Origin of the sequence: Butyrivibrio fibrisolvens (assembly GCF_023206215.1) — a bacterium.
GTDB lineage: Bacteria > Bacillota > Clostridia > Lachnospirales > Lachnospiraceae > Butyrivibrio > Butyrivibrio fibrisolvens_C.
The window spans coordinates 2,212,410-2,234,621 of the sequence record NZ_CP065800.1; the positions used below are offsets into that span (position 1 = coordinate 2,212,410).

18 protein-coding genes are annotated in these 22,212 nt (G+C 42.0%); 17 read left to right on the forward strand and 1 reads right to left on the reverse strand.

What is annotated here, in order from left to right; all coding sequences use genetic code 11:
• The first annotated feature begins 133 nt into the window (after window positions 1-133).
• From I7804_RS09140 to proB, 5 genes are all read left to right on the forward strand, one after another.
• Window positions 134-1,450 carry a flagellar hook protein FlgE gene (locus I7804_RS09140; protein WP_248403049.1) on the forward strand — a complete coding sequence of 439 codons (1,317 nt, stop codon included), beginning with the start codon at window positions 134-136 and terminating at the stop codon, window positions 1,448-1,450.
• 108 nt (window positions 1,451-1,558) lie between these two features.
• Window positions 1,559-1,801 carry a hypothetical protein gene (locus I7804_RS09145; RefSeq protein ID WP_248403051.1) on the forward strand — a complete coding sequence of 81 codons (243 nt, stop codon included), beginning with the start codon at window positions 1,559-1,561 and terminating at the stop codon, window positions 1,799-1,801.
• Window positions 1,802-1,963: 162 nt separating this feature from the next.
• Window positions 1,964-2,296 carry a helix-turn-helix domain-containing protein gene (locus I7804_RS09150; protein ID WP_248403053.1) on the forward strand — a complete coding sequence of 111 codons (333 nt, stop codon included), beginning with the start codon at window positions 1,964-1,966 and terminating at the stop codon, window positions 2,294-2,296.
• 503 nt (window positions 2,297-2,799) lie between these two features.
• Window positions 2,800-3,969: an NUDIX domain-containing protein gene (locus tag I7804_RS09155; RefSeq protein ID WP_248403054.1), complete on the forward strand. Its 1,170-nt coding sequence runs from the start codon at window positions 2,800-2,802 to the stop codon at window positions 3,967-3,969.
• A 214-nt stretch (window positions 3,970-4,183) separates the two neighbouring features.
• Complete coding sequence (gene proB / locus I7804_RS09160; RefSeq protein WP_027219099.1) at window positions 4,184-4,984, forward strand: glutamate 5-kinase; 801 nt, start codon at window positions 4,184-4,186, stop codon at window positions 4,982-4,984.
• 557 nt (window positions 4,985-5,541) lie between these two features.
• Here proB and I7804_RS09165 read toward each other — a convergent pair.
• The gene (locus I7804_RS09165; RefSeq protein ID WP_022754857.1) at window positions 5,542-6,117 is read right to left on the reverse strand and encodes a hypothetical protein; all 576 of its coding nucleotides are present in this window, start codon (window positions 6,115-6,117) and stop codon (window positions 5,542-5,544) included.
• Window positions 6,118-6,291: 174 nt separating this feature from the next.
• Between I7804_RS09165 and I7804_RS09170 the strand changes: the two genes are divergently transcribed.
• From I7804_RS09170 to I7804_RS09225, 12 genes are all read left to right on the forward strand, one after another.
• A complete protein-coding gene (locus tag I7804_RS09170; RefSeq protein ID WP_248403056.1) occupies window positions 6,292-9,441 on the forward strand; it encodes an FtsK/SpoIIIE family DNA translocase in 3,150 nt (1,049 codons plus the stop codon).
• 275 nt (window positions 9,442-9,716) lie between these two features.
• Window positions 9,717-11,387 (forward strand): formate--tetrahydrofolate ligase, encoded by a 1,671-nt coding sequence (locus I7804_RS09175; protein WP_110073796.1) that lies wholly within the window; start codon window positions 9,717-9,719, stop codon window positions 11,385-11,387.
• Between the two features lie 21 nt (window positions 11,388-11,408).
• The gene (locus I7804_RS09180) at window positions 11,409-12,635 is read left to right on the forward strand and encodes a chitobiase/beta-hexosaminidase C-terminal domain-containing protein (RefSeq protein ID WP_248403057.1); all 1,227 of its coding nucleotides are present in this window, start codon (window positions 11,409-11,411) and stop codon (window positions 12,633-12,635) included.
• Window positions 12,636-12,803: 168 nt separating this feature from the next.
• On the forward strand, window positions 12,804-13,679 hold the full coding sequence (locus I7804_RS09185) for a sulfide/dihydroorotate dehydrogenase-like FAD/NAD-binding protein (RefSeq protein WP_110073794.1): 876 nt from the start codon (window positions 12,804-12,806) through the stop codon (window positions 13,677-13,679).
• 16 nt (window positions 13,680-13,695) lie between these two features.
• On the forward strand, window positions 13,696-15,096 hold the full coding sequence (gene gltA / locus I7804_RS09190; RefSeq protein ID WP_022754862.1) for an NADPH-dependent glutamate synthase: 1,401 nt from the start codon (window positions 13,696-13,698) through the stop codon (window positions 15,094-15,096).
• A 302-nt stretch (window positions 15,097-15,398) separates the two neighbouring features.
• Window positions 15,399-15,875, forward strand: coding sequence for a hypothetical protein (locus I7804_RS09195; protein WP_248403058.1), 477 nt, complete (start codon window positions 15,399-15,401; stop codon window positions 15,873-15,875).
• A 23-nt stretch (window positions 15,876-15,898) separates the two neighbouring features.
• A complete protein-coding gene (rlmH, locus tag I7804_RS09200) occupies window positions 15,899-16,378 on the forward strand; it encodes a 23S rRNA (pseudouridine(1915)-N(3))-methyltransferase RlmH (RefSeq protein ID WP_027204717.1) in 480 nt (159 codons plus the stop codon).
• Window positions 16,375-17,430, forward strand: a complete 1,056-nt coding sequence (locus I7804_RS09205) for a PhoH family protein (protein ID WP_092042119.1) — start codon at window positions 16,375-16,377, stop codon at window positions 17,428-17,430. Before rlmH ends, I7804_RS09205 begins: the two co-directional genes overlap by 4 nt.
• A gap of 191 nt (window positions 17,431-17,621) precedes the next feature.
• Window positions 17,622-18,881 carry a hypothetical protein gene (locus I7804_RS09210; RefSeq protein ID WP_027204719.1) on the forward strand — a complete coding sequence of 420 codons (1,260 nt, stop codon included), beginning with the start codon at window positions 17,622-17,624 and terminating at the stop codon, window positions 18,879-18,881.
• On the forward strand, window positions 18,865-19,374 hold the full coding sequence (ybeY, locus tag I7804_RS09215) for an rRNA maturation RNase YbeY (protein WP_022757040.1): 510 nt from the start codon (window positions 18,865-18,867) through the stop codon (window positions 19,372-19,374). The genes I7804_RS09210 and ybeY overlap by 17 nt, the downstream gene beginning before the upstream one ends.
• Window positions 19,364-20,968, forward strand: a complete 1,605-nt coding sequence (locus I7804_RS09220) for a polysaccharide biosynthesis C-terminal domain-containing protein (RefSeq protein WP_248403060.1) — start codon at window positions 19,364-19,366, stop codon at window positions 20,966-20,968. Before ybeY ends, I7804_RS09220 begins: the two co-directional genes overlap by 11 nt.
• Entirely contained in the window at window positions 20,965-22,185 is a 1,221-nt protein-coding gene (locus I7804_RS09225; RefSeq protein ID WP_248403062.1) for an aminoacetone oxidase family FAD-binding enzyme, read from the forward strand. Before I7804_RS09220 ends, I7804_RS09225 begins: the two co-directional genes overlap by 4 nt.
• Window positions 22,186-22,212: the final 27 nt, after the last annotated feature.

A 22,212-nucleotide genomic window follows, 5' to 3' on the forward strand; every position in this document is an offset into this window, starting at 1 on the left:
CCGATATAAAGACTGAAATATATAGGTGCATTCATGGATGACCGCACTGATATCCAAATGGCTATTCGCAACACGTTCAGGGAAGAACCCGCCGCAGGAAGCGGCGTATGTGATACCAGGAAAAGAGGTTTTTATGCTTAGATCTTTATACTCGGCGGTCTCAGGACTTAATATCCACCAGACACAGATGGACGTTATCGGCAATAATATTGCCAATGTCAATACCAACGGCTACAAGTCGAAGGCTACCAATTTTTCTGATATTCTCTATCAGAGTAAGCAAAGAGCATCCGGTCCTTCAGAAGCGACCGGCTCTATCAATCCTATTCAGATAGGTCTTGGCGGTAGAGTAGCCGCTGTAGACACCAATATTACCAAGCAGGGTTCTGCTCTTACAACTTCAGCCCCTTTTAACATGATGATCAATGGAGATGCATTCTTTGTAGTAACTGATGGTACCAATCAGTACTATACAAGAGATGGTGACTTCTTCGTTGATGGTGAGATCAATGAGATAGGCAATCCTGAGGATGATGAAGGTTATCTTGTAACATCATCTCTGGGCTATTATGTCCTTGGCTGGGAATCTGCTGACGGAGCTACAGTCAATACAGACGGCGCTCTTGACAGGATCATGCTCATGGGTCCTGATGTCGAGGATTCACCCGGCGAGCCCACCACATATATAACTGTTACAGGTAATGTAGACAAGATGGACCCCTCTGTTCATACCAATGAAGGTCACGGCGTATCAGCCGCAGCCCTCGTCCCGGGAGAGGAAGGCTTCGAGTCTTATAATATCAACTTCTCCTTGACAGATGCAGGCGACGATGATGATACAACTTATCTTATGAAGCTCACTGGAGTTACAGATTCTGCTGGTAAAAAAGTTGACTTCGAAGAGCAGGAGATAGAACTTACCTACAGCCCTGCAGATGGCAAGCTGACAAGTGCAGAAACTGCCAATATTAATGTTGGCGGCGTAGGTATTACGGTAGATATAAGCAGAACTACCAATTACAATACAAGCGGAACCACAACATTCAGGACATCAAGAGGTGATGCGGAAGGCAATGGCGAAGGTCAGGAAGATGGCAAGATGTCCGGAATCGCTATTCAAAGAGACGGCAGGATATATGCTAAGTATACCAATGGCGATACAAGACTTCTGGCTCAGATGGCTACAGCTACCTTCATGAATGCAACAGGTCTTGTCAATGAAGGAGACAATCTCTACTCAGCATCCAATGCTTCCGGAGATCCTGATATAGCTCCCGTTACAGAAAGCGGCGGCTCTATATCTACAGGCGTTCTTGAAGCAAGTAACGTAGACCTGTCAGACGAGTTCACAAGGATGATAACAGCTCAGCGTGCCTTCCAGGCCAACAGCCGTGTCATCACAACATCAGATACCATGCTAAGTGAGCTTAGAAACCTTAAGTCAACTTAGAAACAATAATATATGATCATCTTTATTATGATATTTGTAAAGCACACCAGACAGATTTTGATCTTGCTGATGTGCTTTTTATTATAAAAAAGAAAGTGATGAACTAAGATGTCAAGGTTAACAGATGAAGAAAAAGAAGTTCTTTATGTTTATGGAAGTCCAATCTTAAAGGATACCCATAAGCGATTGGGAATGGTATGTGTACTTATGGTTGATCCTGTTACTAAGGCAGCTACATGTAGCCTGAGAAATAAACTTGCAGAGATGACATGCTCACTGGCATATTTTCACCTATATGCTTCTGTCCGTGAAGAGCTTAGCGACTTGTTATATAAAGGTGAAGTCGCTTAAAATTGAATTGACACCCTATTGAATAGGGAGCATATTAAAGGTAACAGGAGGAACTATTACAAGAACATTTATACAGACACCGGAGTTTTCCTGCAACTGGGACAACTTAGGATTTGATGAAAGTCATTGAAGCACTTAAGAAGAGCCTTGGAGGTGAATAATATGAGTAATAGCGTATATGAAAGCATTATGACAGGTCTTAATGAAGCATTGGAAGATGCCAAGAGTGCTAAGAAGGTACTTAAAAGGCATAAGATAACAGTTGAGCCTGTTAAAGTATATGAAGCAGATGAAGTAAAAAAAATAAGAAATTCAACTGGAATGTCACAGAAGATATTTGCAAGTTATATGGGCGTTTCAGACAAGACAGTTGAAGCATGGGAAGCAGGAACAAATCATCCATCAGGAGCTGCAAGCAGACTTCTTAGCATGATTGAGAAGGATAAGGAGCTTATTATTAAGTTTCCTTTTGTGACAAATGCAATGGCAAAATAAATAGCATTACAATTTAATATGTACCGTTTTTAGGCAATCGAGAGAATATCTTGGTTGCCTTTTTATTAAAGAGAAGTGCTTGTGATATAATGGTCGCTAGGGAAGAAGTTACAAGGAATATTTTGCATCTCGAAAAACAGTCCTGAGGGACAGGGCGAGGAATTGTTTTTAAATAACTCAAACTTCCCGCTTGGACGGCGCGGTATCGCCAAAGTATTTGAAGTGACTGGTAGTATATAGATCATTGCCATGCTTTTTAATCGTTTTATTAACTTCATGAGCATGATAGATGGAGTTTTTCATTCTGCCCGGGGTCCACATGTATGAGCGAAGCGAGTTTGGACCCCAGAATGAAAAGCGCCAGCTATCGTGCCATGAAGTTTAAAACGATTAACAGCATGGCAATGATCTATATACTACCAGTCACTGCAAATCCTTTGGTGATACCGTGCCGTCCAAGCGGGAAGTTTGAGTGAATAATTAAAATTTTGGGAGGACGGCACATGGCTGGACAGATCACGCACATGGAGATTGCGTACAAACTTATAGACAGATTGGGGATTGATGAGGGTAAGGAAGAGTTCATTCTTGGTTCAGTAGCCCCGGATTCGGTCCATTTTGACGATGACTATCTTAGTAAGAAGGTCCATTCGCACCTTTTCGAAAACTGCGGGCCCTGGGGAGATACGCAGAACTACGACAACTGGATCTTAAATATCAAGGCTTTTTGGTATAGATATGTAGTAACTGAAGAAGACCAAAATCTAAAGGCGTTCTACACCGGGATAGTCGTTCACTGTCTCACGGATTATTGGAACGACCTGTCAATATGGCGTACTCTGCAAAAAAAGATGATGCCGCCTCTAAGCTTAGAGGAATTCAAGGAAGGATATTCCCCTGAATATATGAGGATAGACAGATGGCTGTATCAGAACATTGATGATGCAGATGAGATCATGGAGCTTCTTGAAAACTCACATGAAATAGATTGCAAAGACTATGTGAAAGCTACTTGCATAGCAAAGATGAAAAGGCATCTCATAGATGTGCAGTACAACCTCCCTGATCCTATTGATGTATCCGGTCATAAATTTTACACAGCAGATTTGATGCGACAGTTTGTAAGCGAAGTCCCGGATAAGGTGTATCAGCAGATAAAAGAATTTGGTAATACACCTGTAAAACAGATGCAGCTTTTAAACGATGACTTTGTAGGACGCATAGAGAAGCTCCGCCACGCCTGCAGAGGAATACTTGTGCAAGACGGAAAAATCCTTCTGTGTCACGAGCCAGGGAGCGGATTGTACATAATCCCCGGCGGTGGAGTAGAAGGGCATGAGAACTACGCTGATTGCTGCGAACGCGAGATGCTGGAAGAGACAGGTTGCAAGACAAGGGCTGTAAAAGAATATCTTGATATTGAAGAGCTCTTTGATGTCTGGAGGCACATAAACCACTATTATATATGCGAACTTGTGGAAGATACAAAAGTTCAGCATCTTACAGAAGCTGAGAAGCTTGCAGGATACACCAATGCCTGGGTGCCAATTGGGGAAGCGCTTGATATATTTGGAAAATATGAAGATTACCACTATAAAGATATAGCAGTGTACGGCCTATACAAGCGCGAATACGCAGCACTTAAGGAATATAAAAGTGCTATTACTTTTTAGAAACTCAAAATTCCCACTTGTACGATGCAATACCTTTGGTGATACTACACTGTACAAGTGAGAATTTAGAATTAGAAGAAAATAAATATATTACTGATGTTTTTTGCGGTAGGGTAAAACGACTTGATTAATTTACCACATTGCAGTAGATGGGTATTGTAACTATAATTGGTAATAAGCTTGAAGTACAGAATAAAGGAGATGAACAGTCATCATGGCGCTTTCAAAAAAGAGAATAGTAGTAAAAGTTGGAACATCCACCATCACCAACGATAAAGGCGATATTAACATAAGACAACTGGATCACCTGTGCAGAGCACTCTCTGCAGTAGAGAACATGGGATATGATCTTGTCCTTGTAAGCTCAGGAGCTATAGCAGTAGGTGCCGGCAAAATGCGCCTTGCACAAAAACCCAAGGATCTGGGTCTAAAACAGGCAGCGGCAGCAGTCGGACAGCTGGAACTCATGCATCTGTATGACAAACTCTTTGGAGAGTACGGAAGACTTGTAGGCCAGATACTTCTTAGTAATGAAGACGTACAAAATCCCGAAAGAAGAGAGAATCTTACTAATACACTAAACGCGCTTTTGGAAAATCACATAATCCCCATCATTAATGAAAATGACTCCATAAGCCATGCCGAGATCGAGTCTGATAAGAAACTCTTCTCTGATAATGATATGCTCTCTGCTGTAGTTGCAGTATTCTGCGAAGCTGCAAAGCTCATAATCCTTTCAGACATAGACGGCCTCTACGACTCCAACCCAAAGACCAACCCCAACGCTAAGCTCATCAGCAGAGTAGAGAACATAGACGATGAACTCCGCAACAAAGCCGGCGACTCAGGTTCCAACAGAGGCACAGGCGGCATGATCACCAAAATGGATGCAGCCCAGCTGGCTACCAGCCGAGGTATCGACGTCCTGGTAATCAACGGCCAAAGACCAGAACAAATATACGACATCCTCGACAAGAAGGTTGTTGGAACACTCTTCGTTGGAAAAAAGAACTAAGTCAAGTAGCGTATTAGTCGCATTAATGGAAATACTGAGTAGAGAAGAAGCTTGTTGCTATATTTTGATAGAAGAACTATATAAAGCAACAAGCTTCTTTTTATATTGGATAAAAGTATAATTGAAACAATTCTCCTTCAGGCGGTGTGGTATCTTCAAAGGATTTGCGAGGGAAGATATGGCTCTGGGCAGGCAGAATAATAATCATTGCCGCGCTTTTTAATTGTTTTATAAAAATTCAGGAGCATGATAGATGGAGATTTATATTCATCTCAGGGTCCGCATGTCTGAGCGAAGCGAGTTTCGGACCCTTGAATATAAATATCCAGATATCATGCCCTGAATTTATAAAACAATTAAAGCGCGGCAATGATTATTATTCTGCCTGCCCAGAGCCATATCCCCATCGCAAATCCTTTGAAGATACCACACCGCCGGGCGCAGCCTACCGCGTCGCCAGATCCGTATCGCAAGCATACAAAAAAGCCGGAAAGCTGAACAATAGTTCCACTTTCCGGCTACTTGTTTTGTTTTTTGGTTGGCAGTACCATGAACGATCACATTGTAGGACGCTCTGTGTACTTGTCATAGATCTCTGCAAGGTATGTCTTGACCATCTCGATATTGGCCATCTTGCGAAGATTCTCATTGCCCATTCCTACAGCGATCTCATCTGCAAGAAGAAGCATATTATAAATGCTAAGCTTGAATTCATCTCTAGTCATCTTGTCGATTTCAAGACTGATAAGAGGAGCACCAAGCTTCATAGTGATATTATCATCAGAGATACCGGTCTCCATAACCTTAGTCTCAGGACTGAAGTTAACATAGATGATAAGAGCTTCTTTTTCGTGCTTTTTAAGAGTGATAGGTGTCTGATGGCTCATCTCAAGCCACTCATAATAATCAGCAACATCGGGATTCAGAAGATATTCTGTGAGCTCCTCTCTGTGCTTCTCAACATACTGAAGATAGCTGCTGGCATTAGGTCCTGTATAGTTGAAATCTACCTTGAGACCATTGTCTGTCTGAACCAGTCTGCACTTTTCAGCTACTTCCTTGATCTTGAATGAAGAAGTATCATTACCTACCTGTTTGAAGGACCCTGAGTCCATAACCTGTTTAAATTCCATTAGTATTACTCCTGCTTTCTAAATGCTTCAACCATAATAGTGCGTCAAATACGTCGCCGCATAAAGTATAGCATAAACGATTCTAAAATGGTATACTTAAAAGAAAACTAAGCAGGAGTGGTCATTACTTATCCTGCGTTTATCCCAAAATTTTTTTAAGGGGTCAGGGAGAATATGTCAGCTTCAAATTCCAGTGTTAGAAAGACTAAATCAAGGGAAGGCAGTAGTAAGCAGAGGACTTCATCAAGAAGTAAGTCCCAAGGAACCAAGAGTTTAAAAGGTGGCAGTAACAGATCTACTTCCAAAAGAGTTTCCCGAGATAACTACATAGATGCCAGGATGTATGACGAGCAGGATGATCTTGGATATGCATTAAAAAGTGAGATAACGGCAATTGTCCTTATAGCTGCGGCAATTGCTCTTTTCCTGTGCAACTTTGGGCTTCTGGGTGCTTTTGGCGGTTTTTTGAGTGAGATAATGTTCGGACTTTTTGGCCTTCTTGCTTTTGTTATGCCACTTATAGTAGGTGGAATGGTAGTGTTCTATATATCCAACCATGGGAGCATTCCGGCAGTTCGCAAGATTCTGTCCTGTATAGGTCTTACTTTTATCATGGGCATAGTTTTTGAACTGGTTTCGGGCAGGACATCTGCCTTGGAATTCGTTATCTCGGATATATATCAAAGTGCTGCTATAGGACACAACGGCGGCGGAGTGTTGTTCGGCTCTATCGCTTATCTTCTCGATCACACTTTTTCACTTATAGGAACTGTGCTGATCCTTATAGTTGCAGCATCTATCTGCCTTGTGGTTCTTACAGAGAAGTCCCTTATAAGGGGCGTAAGGAAGGGAACTCATATGCTCAAAGAAAGGGCTTATGAGGATGCGGCTGCCTATTCTGAGCAGGTCCGCGTAAGAAGGATGCGTTTAGAAGAAAGAAGAGAAGCTCAGAGAAGGGAAAAAGAGCTCCTCCTTCAGCAAAAAGAGGATGAGAAGATTCTCAGGATGGATCACTATGTATCAGGAGTAGATACCAATACTGACCTGAGGGCGAGCGGTGATTTTGAAGATTCAGGTACAATGTCTGATGATGATGGCTATCTTGATGAGCCTGAATACGATCAGGAAGAAGAGATCATGGAAGAGCCAAAACCTGAACCAAGGATCCATACTTCCTTCTATGTTCCGGACAATTCGGAAGTACATGATGATATACATGAGATTACATTCAATACCTCTTATGAAGAACAGGCAGATGCCGGGTATAGAGTCAGCGCCAGTGATAATAGATCAGAGGATACTCAGACTTATAAAGCAGGCTTTAATGAGAATGTTAAGGCTGACAGCACGCTGGATGCAGGTGATGTCGGTATAGAGAGTAGCGGAAGTGATGCACCTTCGTCCCAGACCAGAAATGAGATCTATGCAGGTACTGACCTTAAGTTTGAGCAGATGCAGACTGTGGTTGAACCTGATGGACAGCACAGATTTACCGGCAAGCTCAAGGCGCACCTTCCGGAAGATGATAGTTCTGAATCTTCTCAGGATGATATATTGATCCATGCAGGCGGCAGGGATTATGGTAACGGAATATCAGAAGAAGGTTATGGAATCCATGCCCAGGATCATGTATCTGCATCCAGATCTACTCAGAAGATTGATTCTATGGCAAAAGAACCTTCATATATGCCGGGAGAGATAAGCTATTCTAATGGAGCGGCTCCTTCAGCAGCATCCGGAAGCCGAAATGAGATGGCAAGACCTGCTTTTGAAGGAACAGGATCAGACACAAGTCTTGGCAGTAAGACAGCACAGACTGCCACAGCAAGTGCAGCTAAGCCGCCAAAGAAGTACAAGTTCCCGCCTACCAGCCTTCTTAAACCCGGAATGGGCAATAAGAATGCAGATTCTGCCAAGGTATTAAAACAGACAGCAGCCAAGCTTGAAAAGACACTTAAGACCTTCGGAGTTAACGTTACTATCACAGATATAAGCCAGGGACCTACTGTTACAAGATATGAGCTTCAGCCTGAAGTTGGAGTCAAGGTATCCAAGATCGTCAATCTGCAGGATGATATCAAGCTCAACCTTGCAGCAACTGATATAAGGATAGAAGCCCCTATCCCCGGCAAGGCAGCTGTAGGTATCGAAGTTCCTAATAAGGAAAATGTCACAGTGTCTCTAAGAGAGCTTCTTGAATCAAGAGAGTTCAAGGAATCCAAGGCAGATCTTTCCTTTGCAGTCGGCAAGGATATAGGTGGCAAGACGATAGTTACTGATATAGCCAAGATGCCTCATGTGCTTATAGCCGGCGCGACGGGATCAGGTAAGTCTGTATGTATCAATACGATGATACTGTCTATAATCTATAAGGCTAAGCCTGAAGATGTAAGACTTATCATGATCGATCCTAAGGTCGTAGAGCTGTCTGTGTACAATGGTATTCCTCATCTTCTCATACCTGTTGTCACAGATCCCAAGAAAGCTGCTGCGGCTCTTAACTGGGCTGTTGCAGAGATGACCAGAAGATATAAGTATTTTGCAGAGGCAGAGGTTAGAGATCTTAAAGGCTACAACGAATATGTAGAAGCTCATATGGCAGAGAATGAAAGCCTTAAGAAGCTTCCTAAGATCGTCATCATAGTAGATGAGCTTGCAGACCTTATGATGGTATCTGCCAATGAAGTAGAAGAAGCAATCTGTCGTCTGGCTCAGCTTGCAAGAGCCTGCGGAATACACCTTGTTATCGCAACTCAGCGTCCTTCTGTTGATGTCATCACCGGACTTATCAAGGCCAACATGCCCAGCAGGATCGCATTTGCTGTTTCCAGTGGTACAGACAGCCGTACTATCCTTGATATGGTCGGTGCAGAGAAGCTGCTTGGTAAGGGTGATATGCTCTTTTATCCGCAGAGTGTCAGCAAACCGGTAAGACTTCAGGGCGCATTTGTTTCTGATTCTGAGATCAGCCAGGTTACAGATTACATCAAAGCTGATTCGCAGGATGATACTTATGATACAGAGATACAGGAAGCTGTTCAGAAGATGGAAGGACAGTCCGGTTCATCATCTGCGGACGGCTCTGCATCAGGCGGTCCTGACAGAGATGAGTATTTTGCAGATGCCGGTAGGTTTATCATTGATAAGGAAAAAGCTTCTATTGGTAATCTCCAAAGAGTGTTTAAAATAGGCTTTAACCGTGCTGCACGTATTATGGATCAGCTCTGCGAAGCTGGCGTAGTCGGTGAGGAAGAGGGTACTAAGCCAAGGAAGGTACTTATGTCCAAGGATGAATTCGAGTCTCTTCTAAACGGATCAAAATAAGCGGGAATATATAGTCATAAACAGGGCCTGATGTTTAGAAAAATCTGGTAATGAAAAGAAATTGATGGTCAGAGATTTTTATCATGAAAAGTTCCTGATGGTCAGAGTTTTTTTACCATAATAATACTAGACTTAATGGTTAGAGAAAACTGATCGCAAAAAAATAAATGATCAGGAAATGAAATATGTGATTGATTACCTGAAGGATATGACATATATTTATAGACAGCCGGGACTTAAAATTTAAGTCAAAAGCTATATGAAGGAGGAGATTTATGAAAACAGACATCGAGATCGCACAGGAGGCGGTTAAACTGCCAATCAAGGAAATTGCAGCAAAAGTAGGAATGACAGAAGATGATATTGAACCTTATGGCAAATATAAGGCCAAGATCACTGAGGAATTTCTTCAGAGTCTTAAGAACAAGCCTGCCGGCAAGCTGGTACTTGTTACTGCTATCAATCCTACACCTGCCGGAGAGGGTAAGACCACAACCAGCATAGGACTTGCTGACGCTCTTAACAGGATCGGAGTAAAGACAGTTGCAGCTCTTCGTGAGCCATCACTTGGACCGTGTTTCGGAATCAAAGGCGGAGCAGCAGGCGGCGGATATGCACAGTGCGTTCCCATGGAAGATATCAATCTTCACTTCACAGGAGATTTTCATGCAATTACATCTGCTAACAATCTCCTTGCTGCCCTTCTTGATAATCATATTCAGCAGGGCAATGAACTTGGAATAGACACAAGACAGATCGTATGGAAGAGATGTCTTGATCTTAACGACAGAACCCTTCGTAATGTTGTTGTAGGTCTTGGTGCTAAGGCTGACGGTTTTGTAAGAGAAGACCATTTTGCTATCACAGTTGCTACTGAAGTCATGGCAGCATTCTGTCTTGCTAATGATATAAGTGATCTTAAAGATAGACTTGGTCGTATCATTGTGGCTTATACATATGATGGAAAGCCGGTTACAGCTAGGGATCTTAACGCAGTTGGTTCTATGGCTGCACTTTTAAAGGATGCCATAAAGCCTAACCTTGTACAGACACTTGAGCATACACCTGTTATCATCCATGGTGGTCCTTTTGCCAATATCGCTCACGGATGTAACTCAGTACGTGCTACCAATGCGGCTCTTCGCCTTGCAGATGTTGCAATTACAGAAGCAGGCTTTGGTGCAGATCTTGGAGCTGAGAAGTTCCTTGATATCAAGTGCCGTCAGGCAGGCCTTAAGCCTGATGCAGTTGTACTCGTTGCAACTATCAGAGCTTTGAAATATAATGGCGGAGTAGCTAAGGATCAGCTTGCTACGGAGAATCTTGAAGCGCTTAAAAAAGGTATCGTGAACCTTGAGAAGCACATAGAGAACCTGCAGCAGTTCGGCGTTCCTGTTGTTGTAACTCTTAACTCTTTCACATCTGATACAGAAGCTGAGATAGCTTATGTAAGAGATTTTTGCCATGAACGTGACTGCGACTTTGCTCTTTCTGAAGTTTGGGCAAAAGGTGGTGAAGGCGGCGAAGAGCTGGCCCGTATGGTCATGAATACTCTTAATAATAAAAAGAGCAGTTATGAGCCTATCTATCCGCTTGATATGTCGCTTACAGATAAGATAGATACCATTGCTACCAAGATCTACGGAGCAGATGGCGTAACATATACACCTGCAGCTGCAAGGCAGCTACAGAAGATCACAGAGCTTGGTTTTGGCAATCTCCCTGTTTGTATGGCCAAGACTCAGTATTCACTTTCTGATGATCAGAAAGCTCTTGGAAGACCTAAGGATTTCAAGATCACTGTAAGAGAAGCTTATGTATCAGCCGGAGCAGGCTTTGTAGTAGCTATGACCGGTTCCATTATGACAATGCCTGGTCTTCCTAAGCGACCGGCAGCCTTCGATATAGATGTCGATGATAATGGCAAGATCACAGGTCTTTTCTGATTTTTTGCAATGAGGTTAGTTATGAAGTGTCCTAAATGCGGAGCTTTTATACCGGATGATGCGGTATATTGTCCATCATGTGGTGAAGAAATTAAAATTGTACCGGAGTTTGATCCGCTTGTAGAGAACAGAATAGATGAATCATTGTCTGTTCTGGCCAGCAGTCTTGATGACGGCGATGATACGTCTGATGACGAATATGATGATTATGACGAGGAAGATGATTTTGATTCCAATGAAGAAGGTCATATATTCGGCAGCTATAAAGTGACGATATGTATATTATGTATCGTTCTGATAGCACTTCTTGGAAGTATAGTTTATTATCTTATCAACGACAGATCATCTGATGTTAAAACAGATAATCCGTCAGTTAAGAGTACTGTGTCAGCAAGCGATTCTTCCCTGGAAGGTTCATCACAGGAAGCTGCGCTTACTGGGGAAGGTCCCGAAGCTCCGACATTTTCAGTGGCTTCCGGAACTTATGATGAGGAAATTGAAGTTTATATCGAAGCCGGAGAAGGCTCTATATACTATACTATCAACGGGGTTACACCTACACTTGCGGATTCTATCTTCAATGGTGTAGATCCTATAGTATTTGATAAAAATGGTATATACACCCTCAAGGCTGTCCTTGTAGATAGTGACGGAGTCAAGTCTGAAGTTGCAACAGTTACATATGAGATCGCTATGCCAATACCTGATGCACCGACTATAATAGAGGATAGTGGCAATTATAACGTTGATACCCAGATAGCGGTAGTTACTTCAGAAGTAACTAATGTATATTACACAACAGATGGAAGCGATCCGACTGCATCATCAACTTTATATACAGGACCTGTAAGCATGCCTTACGGAGAATCAGTATATAAATTTGTTGCCATCGACAATGAGACAGGAGCTGCAAGTGAGATAGTAGAGCGTACATATTCACTTCATTATACGGTCAATGTCTCAGAAGAATCTGCAGCATCACTACTGATCACTTCGCTTGTTCAAAAAGGCTACCTTCTTGACGGAAGCGGAGCGGTTGCTGGAATGGACGGATATAATACATATTCTGTTACTTCCACAGAAGTTATATCCAGTGGCGACTATTATGTTTTTACAGAGTATCATATGTCTACAGATGGCAGCGCCACAGCTACAGGACTTTTATACGCGGTAAATGTGCACGACGGAGCTGTATACCGTCTTGGCACGGACGGAGCAGGAAATTATTTCCTTAAACAGCTTAGCTAAGGCCCGGAAGTCCGCTATTTATGGACAGATCCGGCCTAAGACCTATTTTAAACAAATGAATTTAGTTTCTAACGTTGCCACTTTACCACGTTTAAGTGTTGCAATGTTTTACAATTTGTTTTATGATACTGAAAAGTTGAAATTATTTAAGTAAGGAGAAACAGGACTATGTTCAAGATTTTGGAAAGAAATGAGCTGGCAGCCCATATATATCAGATGGTTGTCGAGGCTCCACGTGTAGCAGCAGGATGTCTTCCAGGACAGTTCCTGATCGTGCGCGTAGATAAAGAGGGTGAGCGTATTCCTCTTACAATCTGCGATTATGACAGAGAAAAGGGAACTGTTGAGATTGTAGTTCAGTCAATCGGTGCTGAGACCAATCAGATTGCTAAGATGAAAGCAGGAGACAGCTTTGCTGACGTAGTAGGACCTCTTGGTAATCCTTCAGATCTTACAAAGGAAGACCCTGAAGAACTTAAGAACAAGAAGATCGTATTCATAGCAGGTGGTGTTGGAACAGCTCCTGTTTACCCTCAGGCTAAGTGGCTCAAGGAACATGGAGTTACAGCTGATGTTATCATAGGTGCCAAGAACAAGGATCTTGTAATCCTTGAAGATCGTTTCAAGACTGTATGTAATCTCTATGTAACAACAGATGATGGTTCATATGGCAGAAGCGGTATGGTTACAAAGTGTCTTGAGGATCTTGTTAATGAAGGTCACAAGTATGATCTGTGTATCGCCATCGGACCTATGATCATGATGAAATTCGTATGTAAGCTCACTAAGGAGCTCGGAATACCTACTATCGTATCCATGAATACTATCATGGTAGATGGAACAGGTATGTGCGGTGCATGCCGTCTTACAGTTGGAGATCAGGTCAAGTTCGCTTGTGTTGATGGTCCTGAATTTGATGGTCACCTTGTTGACTTCGATCAGGCTATGAACAGAATGAAGCTTTATAAGAACGAGGAAACAAGACTTAAGCTTGCTGAAGAAGAAGGCGAGACACATAAGGGTCACTGCGGAGTTTGTGAATAAAATAGGAGATTAACAAATGGCTATAGAAGTTGATGTTTTAAAGAGAGTTCCTGTTCGTGAGCAGGACCCTAAGGTTCGTGCTACGAATTTTGAAGAAGTATGTCTTGGTTATAACAAGGAAGAGGCTGAGGCTGAAGCAACACGCTGTCTTAACTGTAAGAATCCTCAGTGTCAGAAGGGATGCCCTGTTGCCATCAATATCCCTGCTTTCATTCAAGAAGTTAAAGAGGGCAATGTAGAAGCTGCATATCAGATCATCAGCGAGTCTTCTGCACTTCCTGCTGTATGCGGACGTGTATGCCCTCAGGAGTCACAGTGTGAAGGTAAGTGTATCAGAGGCTTCAAGGGTGAGCCTGTATCTATCGGTAAGCTCGAAAGATATGTTGCTGATACAGCCAGAGAGATGGGCATCGTACCAGAGGGTGCTAAAGAGAAGAAGAATCACAAGGTCGCTGTTATTGGATCAGGTCCTTCCGGCCTTACATGTGCAGGAGATCTTGCTAAGCTTGGATATGATGTAACTATATTTGAGGCACTTCATGAAGCAGGCGGTGTTCTTGTATACGGTATTCCTGAATTCCGTCTTCCTAAAGAGAAAGTTGTTAAGAAAGAGATCGAGAACGTAGAAAAGCTCGGTGTTAAGATCGAGAAGGATGTTGTCATCGGTAAGAGTGTAACAATTGATTCTCTTATGAAAAATGAAGGATTTGATGCTGTATTCGTAGGATCAGGTGCAGGACTTCCTAAGTTCATGCATATCCCGGGTGAGCAGGCACTTGGCGTATTCTCAGCCAATGAGTTCCTTACACGTTCAAACCTCATGAAGGCATTCAGCAAGGATTCTACAACACCTATCATGCATCCTAAGAAGACTGTAGTAGTTGGTGGTGGTAACGTTGCTATGGATGCTGCCAGAACAGCACTTCGTCTTGGTTCAGAGGTACATGTTGTATATCGTCGTTCTGAAGAAGAGCTTCCTGCACGTAAAGAGGAAGTTGAGCATGCTAAGCAGGAAGGTGTAGTATTTGACCTTCTTAACAATCCTGTAGAGATCCTTACAGATGAAGAAGGATGGGTAAGAGGTTGCAGATGCATTAAGATGAAACTTGGCGAACCTGATGAATCAGGTAGAAGAAGCCCTATTGAAATCCCGGGTTCTGAGTTCGAGATCGAATGTGATGCTGTGATCATGTCACTTGGAACAAGTCCTAATCCGCTTATCAGTTCTACAACAGAAGGACTTGAGATCAACAAGCGTAAATGTATCATTGCACAGGAAGATAACGGTCAGACATCCAAGAAGGGTGTATTTGCAGGTGGAGATGCTGTAACAGGTGCAGCTACAGTTATCCTTGCAATGGGAGCCGGCAAAGCTGCTGCAGCAGGTATCGATGAGTACCTCAGATCTCTTGATTAATTTTTAACTTTTATTAAAGAAAAATTTACATAATAAGGGCGTACGGGTTCAACCTGTATGCCCTTTTGTGGTATTATATAGGGAGTTATAAATACCTTTGGTCTATGATTTTACACGTTCTGTGACTAATCGCGACACAGCTTTCAAGATAGTCTTGGGGTATTATATAAAGGGGACGATAGATAAGAAAATCTTACGCATTTTCAAAATATTATATTTAGTGCGCTGACTCGTTCATATATGATTAAATATGAACGAGTCAGTACACTAGGATGTATGCGTATTATTGGAGGATTATTATAATGGGATACAGATCTAATGAAGATATGGCAGAGGATAATCATTCCTCAGCTGTCGTACTTATAAGTGTCGGTACTTTAGGACTTATTGCTGATATATACATGCTTATCAAAAATCCCCTTGCAATGCCTATGTTTAATAAATATATGACAACAGGTATAATGGGCTCATTATTTGTGCTTTTTATAGTCATGGGTGCTCTGGCCATGAGGAATTACAAAAGGTTCAACGAGGAAGCTGTCAAGGAGAGCACTCTGGCTGACAAGATTCATGAATGGTGCGTAGATAATCTTACAGCAGATACTATCTGCGACGCTCTTGAAGCAGAAGACCCAGACGATGATATGTCCGGAGACGGTGTCATATTTTATAAAAGGACAGCATATATGAAAGAACGCATAACTTCTAAATTCCTGAATCTGGATGAAGATATGCTGGATAGATTTATAGAAAAATATTATAGTGAGATCTTTTCTTAAAAGGATACGGAAAGTGTGAAATTATTAAAATAAGTATACTATGTGTAGGCAAGATAAAAGAAAAATATTGGAATGACGCTATAGCAGAATATACTAAGCGTCTTACCAGATACTGCAAACCTGAGATCATCGAGGTTGCAGATGAGAAGACACCTGACAATGCTCCTGAAGCTATAGAGCAGATGATCAAGGACAAGGAAGGGGAGAAGCTTTTAAAGCATGTCGATCCTAAGGCCAAGGTCATAGCTCTGGCTATCAAAGGAAAAAAGGTTGATTCTCCCGGATTTGCAAAATGGATAGATTCATATGCGATATCCGGATGCAGTCATATCCAGTTCGTGATAGGTGGATCGCTGGGACTGTCTGATGCAGTTTTAGAAAGAGCAGACGGACAGATCAGTTTTTCGGATATGACTTTTCCTCATCAGATGATGAGAGTTGTACTACTGGAACAGATATACAGATCATATAAAATTCTAAGCGGGGAGCCGTACCATAAATGAAATACATAACAGAGATCAGAATAGATCTTACGGTCGATGAGATGCGGAATATATTCGGCCGTAATGACAGCTATATGAAGAAGATTGAGAATAACTTCGGCGTAGAGATAACAGACAGACAAGGTCAGCTTCGTATAGTCGGAAGACAGGAAGATGCCCAGAAGGCGGCTGATATCATAAGACAGCTTGCCAAGCTCTCGTCAGCGGGCAGCAACATCGAAGAACAGAGCGTTGACTACGCTATAACATTAAAAGAGGACAGTGACGACATGGGAAGTGACAAAGATACAGAAATAGACAATGACAGTATCCTTCTGGATATTGACTCGGATCTTATATGCCATACTACGACAGGCAAGCCTATTAAGCCCAAGACACTTGGACAGAAGAAATATGTTGATTCTATCAGATCTCATATGATCACATTCGGTCTTGGACCTGCAGGAACCGGAAAGACATACCTTGCCATGGCGATGGCTATAACAGCTTTTCAGAAAGAGGAAGTATCCAGGATCATCCTTACAAGACCTGCTATAGAGGCAGGAGAAAAGCTTGGTTTCCTTCCGGGTGATCTTCAGAGCAAGGTCGATCCATATCTTAGACCTTTATATGATGCGCTCTATCAGATAATGGGAACAGAGAGATTCCTTGCTAATATGGAGAAGGGACTTATAGAGGTGGCTCCTCTTGCTTATATGAGAGGAAGAACCCTTGATAATGCATATATCATCCTTGATGAAGCCCAGAATACAACTCCGGCTCAGATGAAGATGTTCCTTACAAGAATAGGTTTTGGTTCTAAGGTTATCGTAACTGGTGATGCTACTCAGAAGGACCTTGCACCCGGCACTGTATCAGGACTTGATGTAGCTCAGAAGGTTCTTAAGGATATAGATGATATCGCCGTATGCAATCTTACGAGCAAAGACGTAGTCCGCCATCCGCTTGTACAGAAGATCGTTAAGGCATATGAAGATTATGAGAAAAAAGAAACAGCGCGTTCTCAGAGAAAGTCAGCTATAAAGCGCGAGGCCAGGAAAAGAAGCAGCTGAGAAAAATAAGCAGTTAAAGAAGAGAAGTAGTTAAGGAAAAGAACCAGTAAAAGAAAAAATAGTTAAAGATACAGCAAAAATAGTCAAAGAAACATTTTAATAGAAAAACTATAGTAAGATCCATAGTTATAGGGAGAGGTCTATTACAGACGATAGGCAGGTACCGACTAAAAACAGGGGAGAGTTTTATTATGGATATCAAGACAGCAGCTTTTGGAAATATTCCCGATGTGGATATTCGTAGTGAGAGTAAACTATTGACCGGATTAAAAAAAGCAGCAAGTATATGTGCTATGTGTCTTGTGTCTGCTGTACTTATGTTTGTTGCGAGCAAGGCAAGAGGCCTTAGTGATGTAGAGATCATAAGGAATGTTATCACTGTGATCATAGAAAGCGGTCTTATAGTATTCTTATGGGAAGACGGTCTTATAAGGAATACGCTTTCATATGGTAATGAGAAGCATATTAACAGGTTTTTCATCATATACATGGTATCATTTGTTGCATCGCTCTTGTTTCCTTTGGTCAACAACCTGATATGGCCATACCTTAGCATATTTGTTCTGTTATCGCTTTTTTCCAATGCTATGATAGGCCTTTGCAGCGGATGTGCTCTACTTAATGTGACACTTCTTTTGTGCAATGGATCGTATGTTCAGCCGTTTTTTATATATCTGATCGCCGGAACAGTTGCTATAGTATTGTTTCAGCATGTTGGTGAGAAGCTTCAGTTCGGGCTCCCGATACTTATATCCATCATGCTTTTATTCGTACTGCTTGTGGCTTATCATGTGCTTTTTCTCAATCAGACTTTTACAATAGCCATGCTTACAGTTCCGATTGTTAATGTGGTGATCACGACATTGCTTCTTTTGGTACTTCTTAATGCCTTTAGTCTCCTTGTCATAAGGGGCAGCAATGACATGTATATGGAGATCAATGACCCTGAATTTGAACTACTTGTCAAGATCAAGAACAAGGACAAAAGGGAATATTATAAAGCAGTTCATACAGCATATCTTGCAGACAGGATCGCTGCTGATATAGGAGCTGACAGAAGAGCGACCAAGGCATGTGCGTATTATCACAGAGTTGGAATACTCGATGGAAGACCGGATGATCTTGAGGCAGCTAAGCCTTATTTCCACCGTTATCAGTTCCCGGAGTCTGCAGTTGCTCTTTTGGAAGAGTATATTAAGAGCGGCAAGACGGCGCCTGTATCTAAGGAAGCGACGATCATCAATTTGTGCGAGGATCTCGTCAATAAACTGATGACTATTTTTGAAAAAGATAAAACAGCCAAAATTGATAGTGATAGAATGATAGAAGAGATGATCGAAAGAAGACATGTGGGAGGCAACTTTAATCACTCGGATCTTTCGATCGCTGAGCTTAACAGAGTCAGTAAGCTCTTAAAAAAGGAGAAATTGTATTATGATTTTCTGCGTTGAAAACGAAGTCGATGCCAAATTTGATTTCGATATAGAACAGATCGCACGCAGCGTATGTGAAGAAGTACTTAAAAGTGAGAATTTCCCGGAGGAAGCTCAGATCAATATGCTTATCACGGATGATGAGGGCATACATGAGATGAACAGACAGTTCAGGGATATAGACAGAGAGACAGACGTTCTTTCTTTTCCCAATATAGAATATGAGACTCCCGGAGACTTCTCAGTTCTAAACGGGCCTGACAGATGCGATATGATAGACCCTGATAATGGCAGCATCTATCTAGGAGATATAGTTATCAATGAGAAGAGAGTTCGCTCACAGGCACTAGAATACGGACATAGTGAGAAAAGAGAATTTGCTTTTCTGACGGCTCATTCCATGTTTCATCTGTGTGGCTACGACCACATGGAAGAGGATGAAGCTAAAGTTATGGAACAAAAACAAAACGACGTACTTGAAAGGCTTGGGATAACAAGAGATGGCAATTAAAAGTAAAGACAGGATTAAACCGGATACTTTTTCTGTAGCAGTTTTTGTCATGATCTGCATTTTGATGGTCACCAGAATCTTCCTTCTTAAGGTCATCAAAAATGAAGGACTTGGCATTCTTGCTTCGCCTATGAACCTGTTCATGGTCTGCTATGGAGTATTTGTTTTTGCTATAGAGCGCGCCATAAGTGCAGTTATCAAACTGTATGAAAAAAAGAAACAGTTCATAAACGCAATGGACGTAGCCAGAAAAGCAAGAACGATAGGCTTTGCAGCAGGAGTGATAGTAAGCGGTATAATTCTTATCTTTTCTTTTTCTGTATCAGAGAAGCTTTTTGGATCCAGGATCGGTTTCCTTGCTTTTATCGCAACTTCGGTAGCCATTATATTTATAAGCTGTCAGGGAGCTATAAGGGGCATGCTTGAGGGATTTGGAGAAAATCTCTTATCTCTTATCTCTGATCTTATATTTGCGATTTCTTTTATGGTATTAACACCTACCTTTGCAAGCTTTTCTTATAGGTACGGTCTTAAAGCCAATGCGCTTCTTGAAAGAAATGATCTGGCATCCGGTTATGGAGCATGCGGAGCGCTTGCCGGAGGATGCGCAGCTTCTCTTATCACGCTTATATATCTTCTTATCATCTGGAAGATTAAAAGCGGCAAGATGGATGATATCGTAAGATCCGGTGAGCCAAGATATCTTGGAATCGGGCCTTCCTATGGAAGAAATATAGTAGCATATTCGATTGTATTTGCTTTTCCATTTGCGCTCGATATCATAGATGAAGCTATGTATGTGGGATCTTTGAAGCATACGACAGCTCAGTGGGGCACCTGGTTTGGCGGAGTACTGCCTGTTATAGTGATAGCTGTATGCATTGTTACAATTACCCAGCTTCGAAAGGTATATGAGCTTTGTTCTATGGTGGTTCATTCTGATAAACATGGAGCCCTTGATACACTTTCAGAGTTCTCCAGATATTTAGTGATCATCCTGTTCCCTGTTTCTATGTTCATGGCAGTTTTGTCAGATACTATACAAAGGGCTGTGTATGTGACACCGTCTGACTCTGCCGTAGCTATGATGGGACATGCATCACTTATGGTATTCGCCACGCCTGTTGGTATCCTTATGAGTACCATACTCTTAAGACTTCGTAAGGTCAGAGCTCTGATCCTTAACATAATAGTAGCAGTGATAGCGCATGCGGGTACATTTGCTATTATGACCTATGTTATGAACAAAGAGATGACAGCTGTATCCTATGCAGATTTTGTAATGTTCCTTGTGATGGGAGGCATGGGCTTTTGGGAGATCATGCGAATGCTTCATTACAGGCATAGCTGGATCTCAAACTTTGTAGTTCCGCTAATCTGCAGTGCTGTAGCGGCTCTTATAGTTTTCTTTCTCAATATGATTCTTATAAATGTAATAGGAGAGATCCTTACGATACTGGTAGGATGTCTTGCGGGAGGATTCCTGTACCTACTCTTCCTGCTGATCCTTAGAGGTATATACGAGTACGAAGTTGAGAGGATTCCGGGCGGCGGATTTGTTCTAGTAATAGCCAGAGGTTTTCACTTTATATGATAACAATACTTATAGCAGGAGCAGGGGCGTCGGGTATGTGTGCTGCGATCACAGCAGCAAGACAAGGCGCCCATGTTATCCTTTTGGAAAAAAATGATATAGCAGGCAAGAAGATCTCCATGACTGGCAATGGGCGCTGTAATATAACCAATGAAGCCATGAGTGCTTCATGCTATAATCTTAGTGCACAGGGCAAAATGGAGGGATGGCTTCAAAGATTCGGAGTAGCGAAGACTTTGGAATTCATGAAGTCTCTGGGAGTTGTGATTCAAAGCGAAGAAGGATATATATATCCTATATCCGGCCAGGCAGTCACAGTCCAGAATGCAATGATAGATGAGGTAGTAAGACTTGGCGTCGAATATATAACCGGTCAGCAGCTTAAAAAGATAACGCCTGTTGATGATGGAGGCTTTGAAGTTAAGACAACAGGTGGCTTATATAAAGCTGACAAAGTTATAATAGCAACAGGAGGCTTGTCAGGCCCAAAATCAACCATGTCTACAGGTGATAGTTATTATATAGCGAAGAGCCTTGGAATGAATGTTACGAAGACATATCCGGCTCTTGTGGCGCTTTTGTCTGATGACAAAGACCTGCCGTCCAAGTACGGAGTCAGAATGATGGCCGGTATTAGAATTAAAGAAATCGAAGACTTGTATGAATACGGCGAAGTGCAGATTACATCCAAAGGAATATCAGGAATCCCTGTCCTTCAGCTAAGTGGGCGCGTGGCACAGTACATGGCTGATAACAAGGGGACTGTTACTGCGTTTTTGGATTTCTTCCCGACATATTCTGACGATGATTTTGCCAATATGAAAAAAGATATCATAGAAGTATCAAGAGGTAAGACATATATCCAGGTACTTGATGGAATCAGTAATCATCTTATAGGCCTTATGATACTGTCAAGACTAGGCATAAAAGAAGATACCGTTATAGATGCTAATAGCATAGACGATCTTGAAAGAGTTATTGATAACTATAGAAATGTTAGAATAAATATAGTCGCTACTTCTGACTATGTATCATCTCAGGTTACTAAAGGCGGAGTTGATCTTAATGATCTGACAGATGATCTTGAATCAGTTCATACACCCGGAGTGTATGTTGTCGGCGAACTTGCAGATGTTGACGGAAGATGCGGAGGGTATAATCTTCAGTGGGCATTTACAAGCGGGTATATCGCAGGGATGGCTGCTGCGGGCCGATAGTAAATCACTATCTTATAAGCATATATA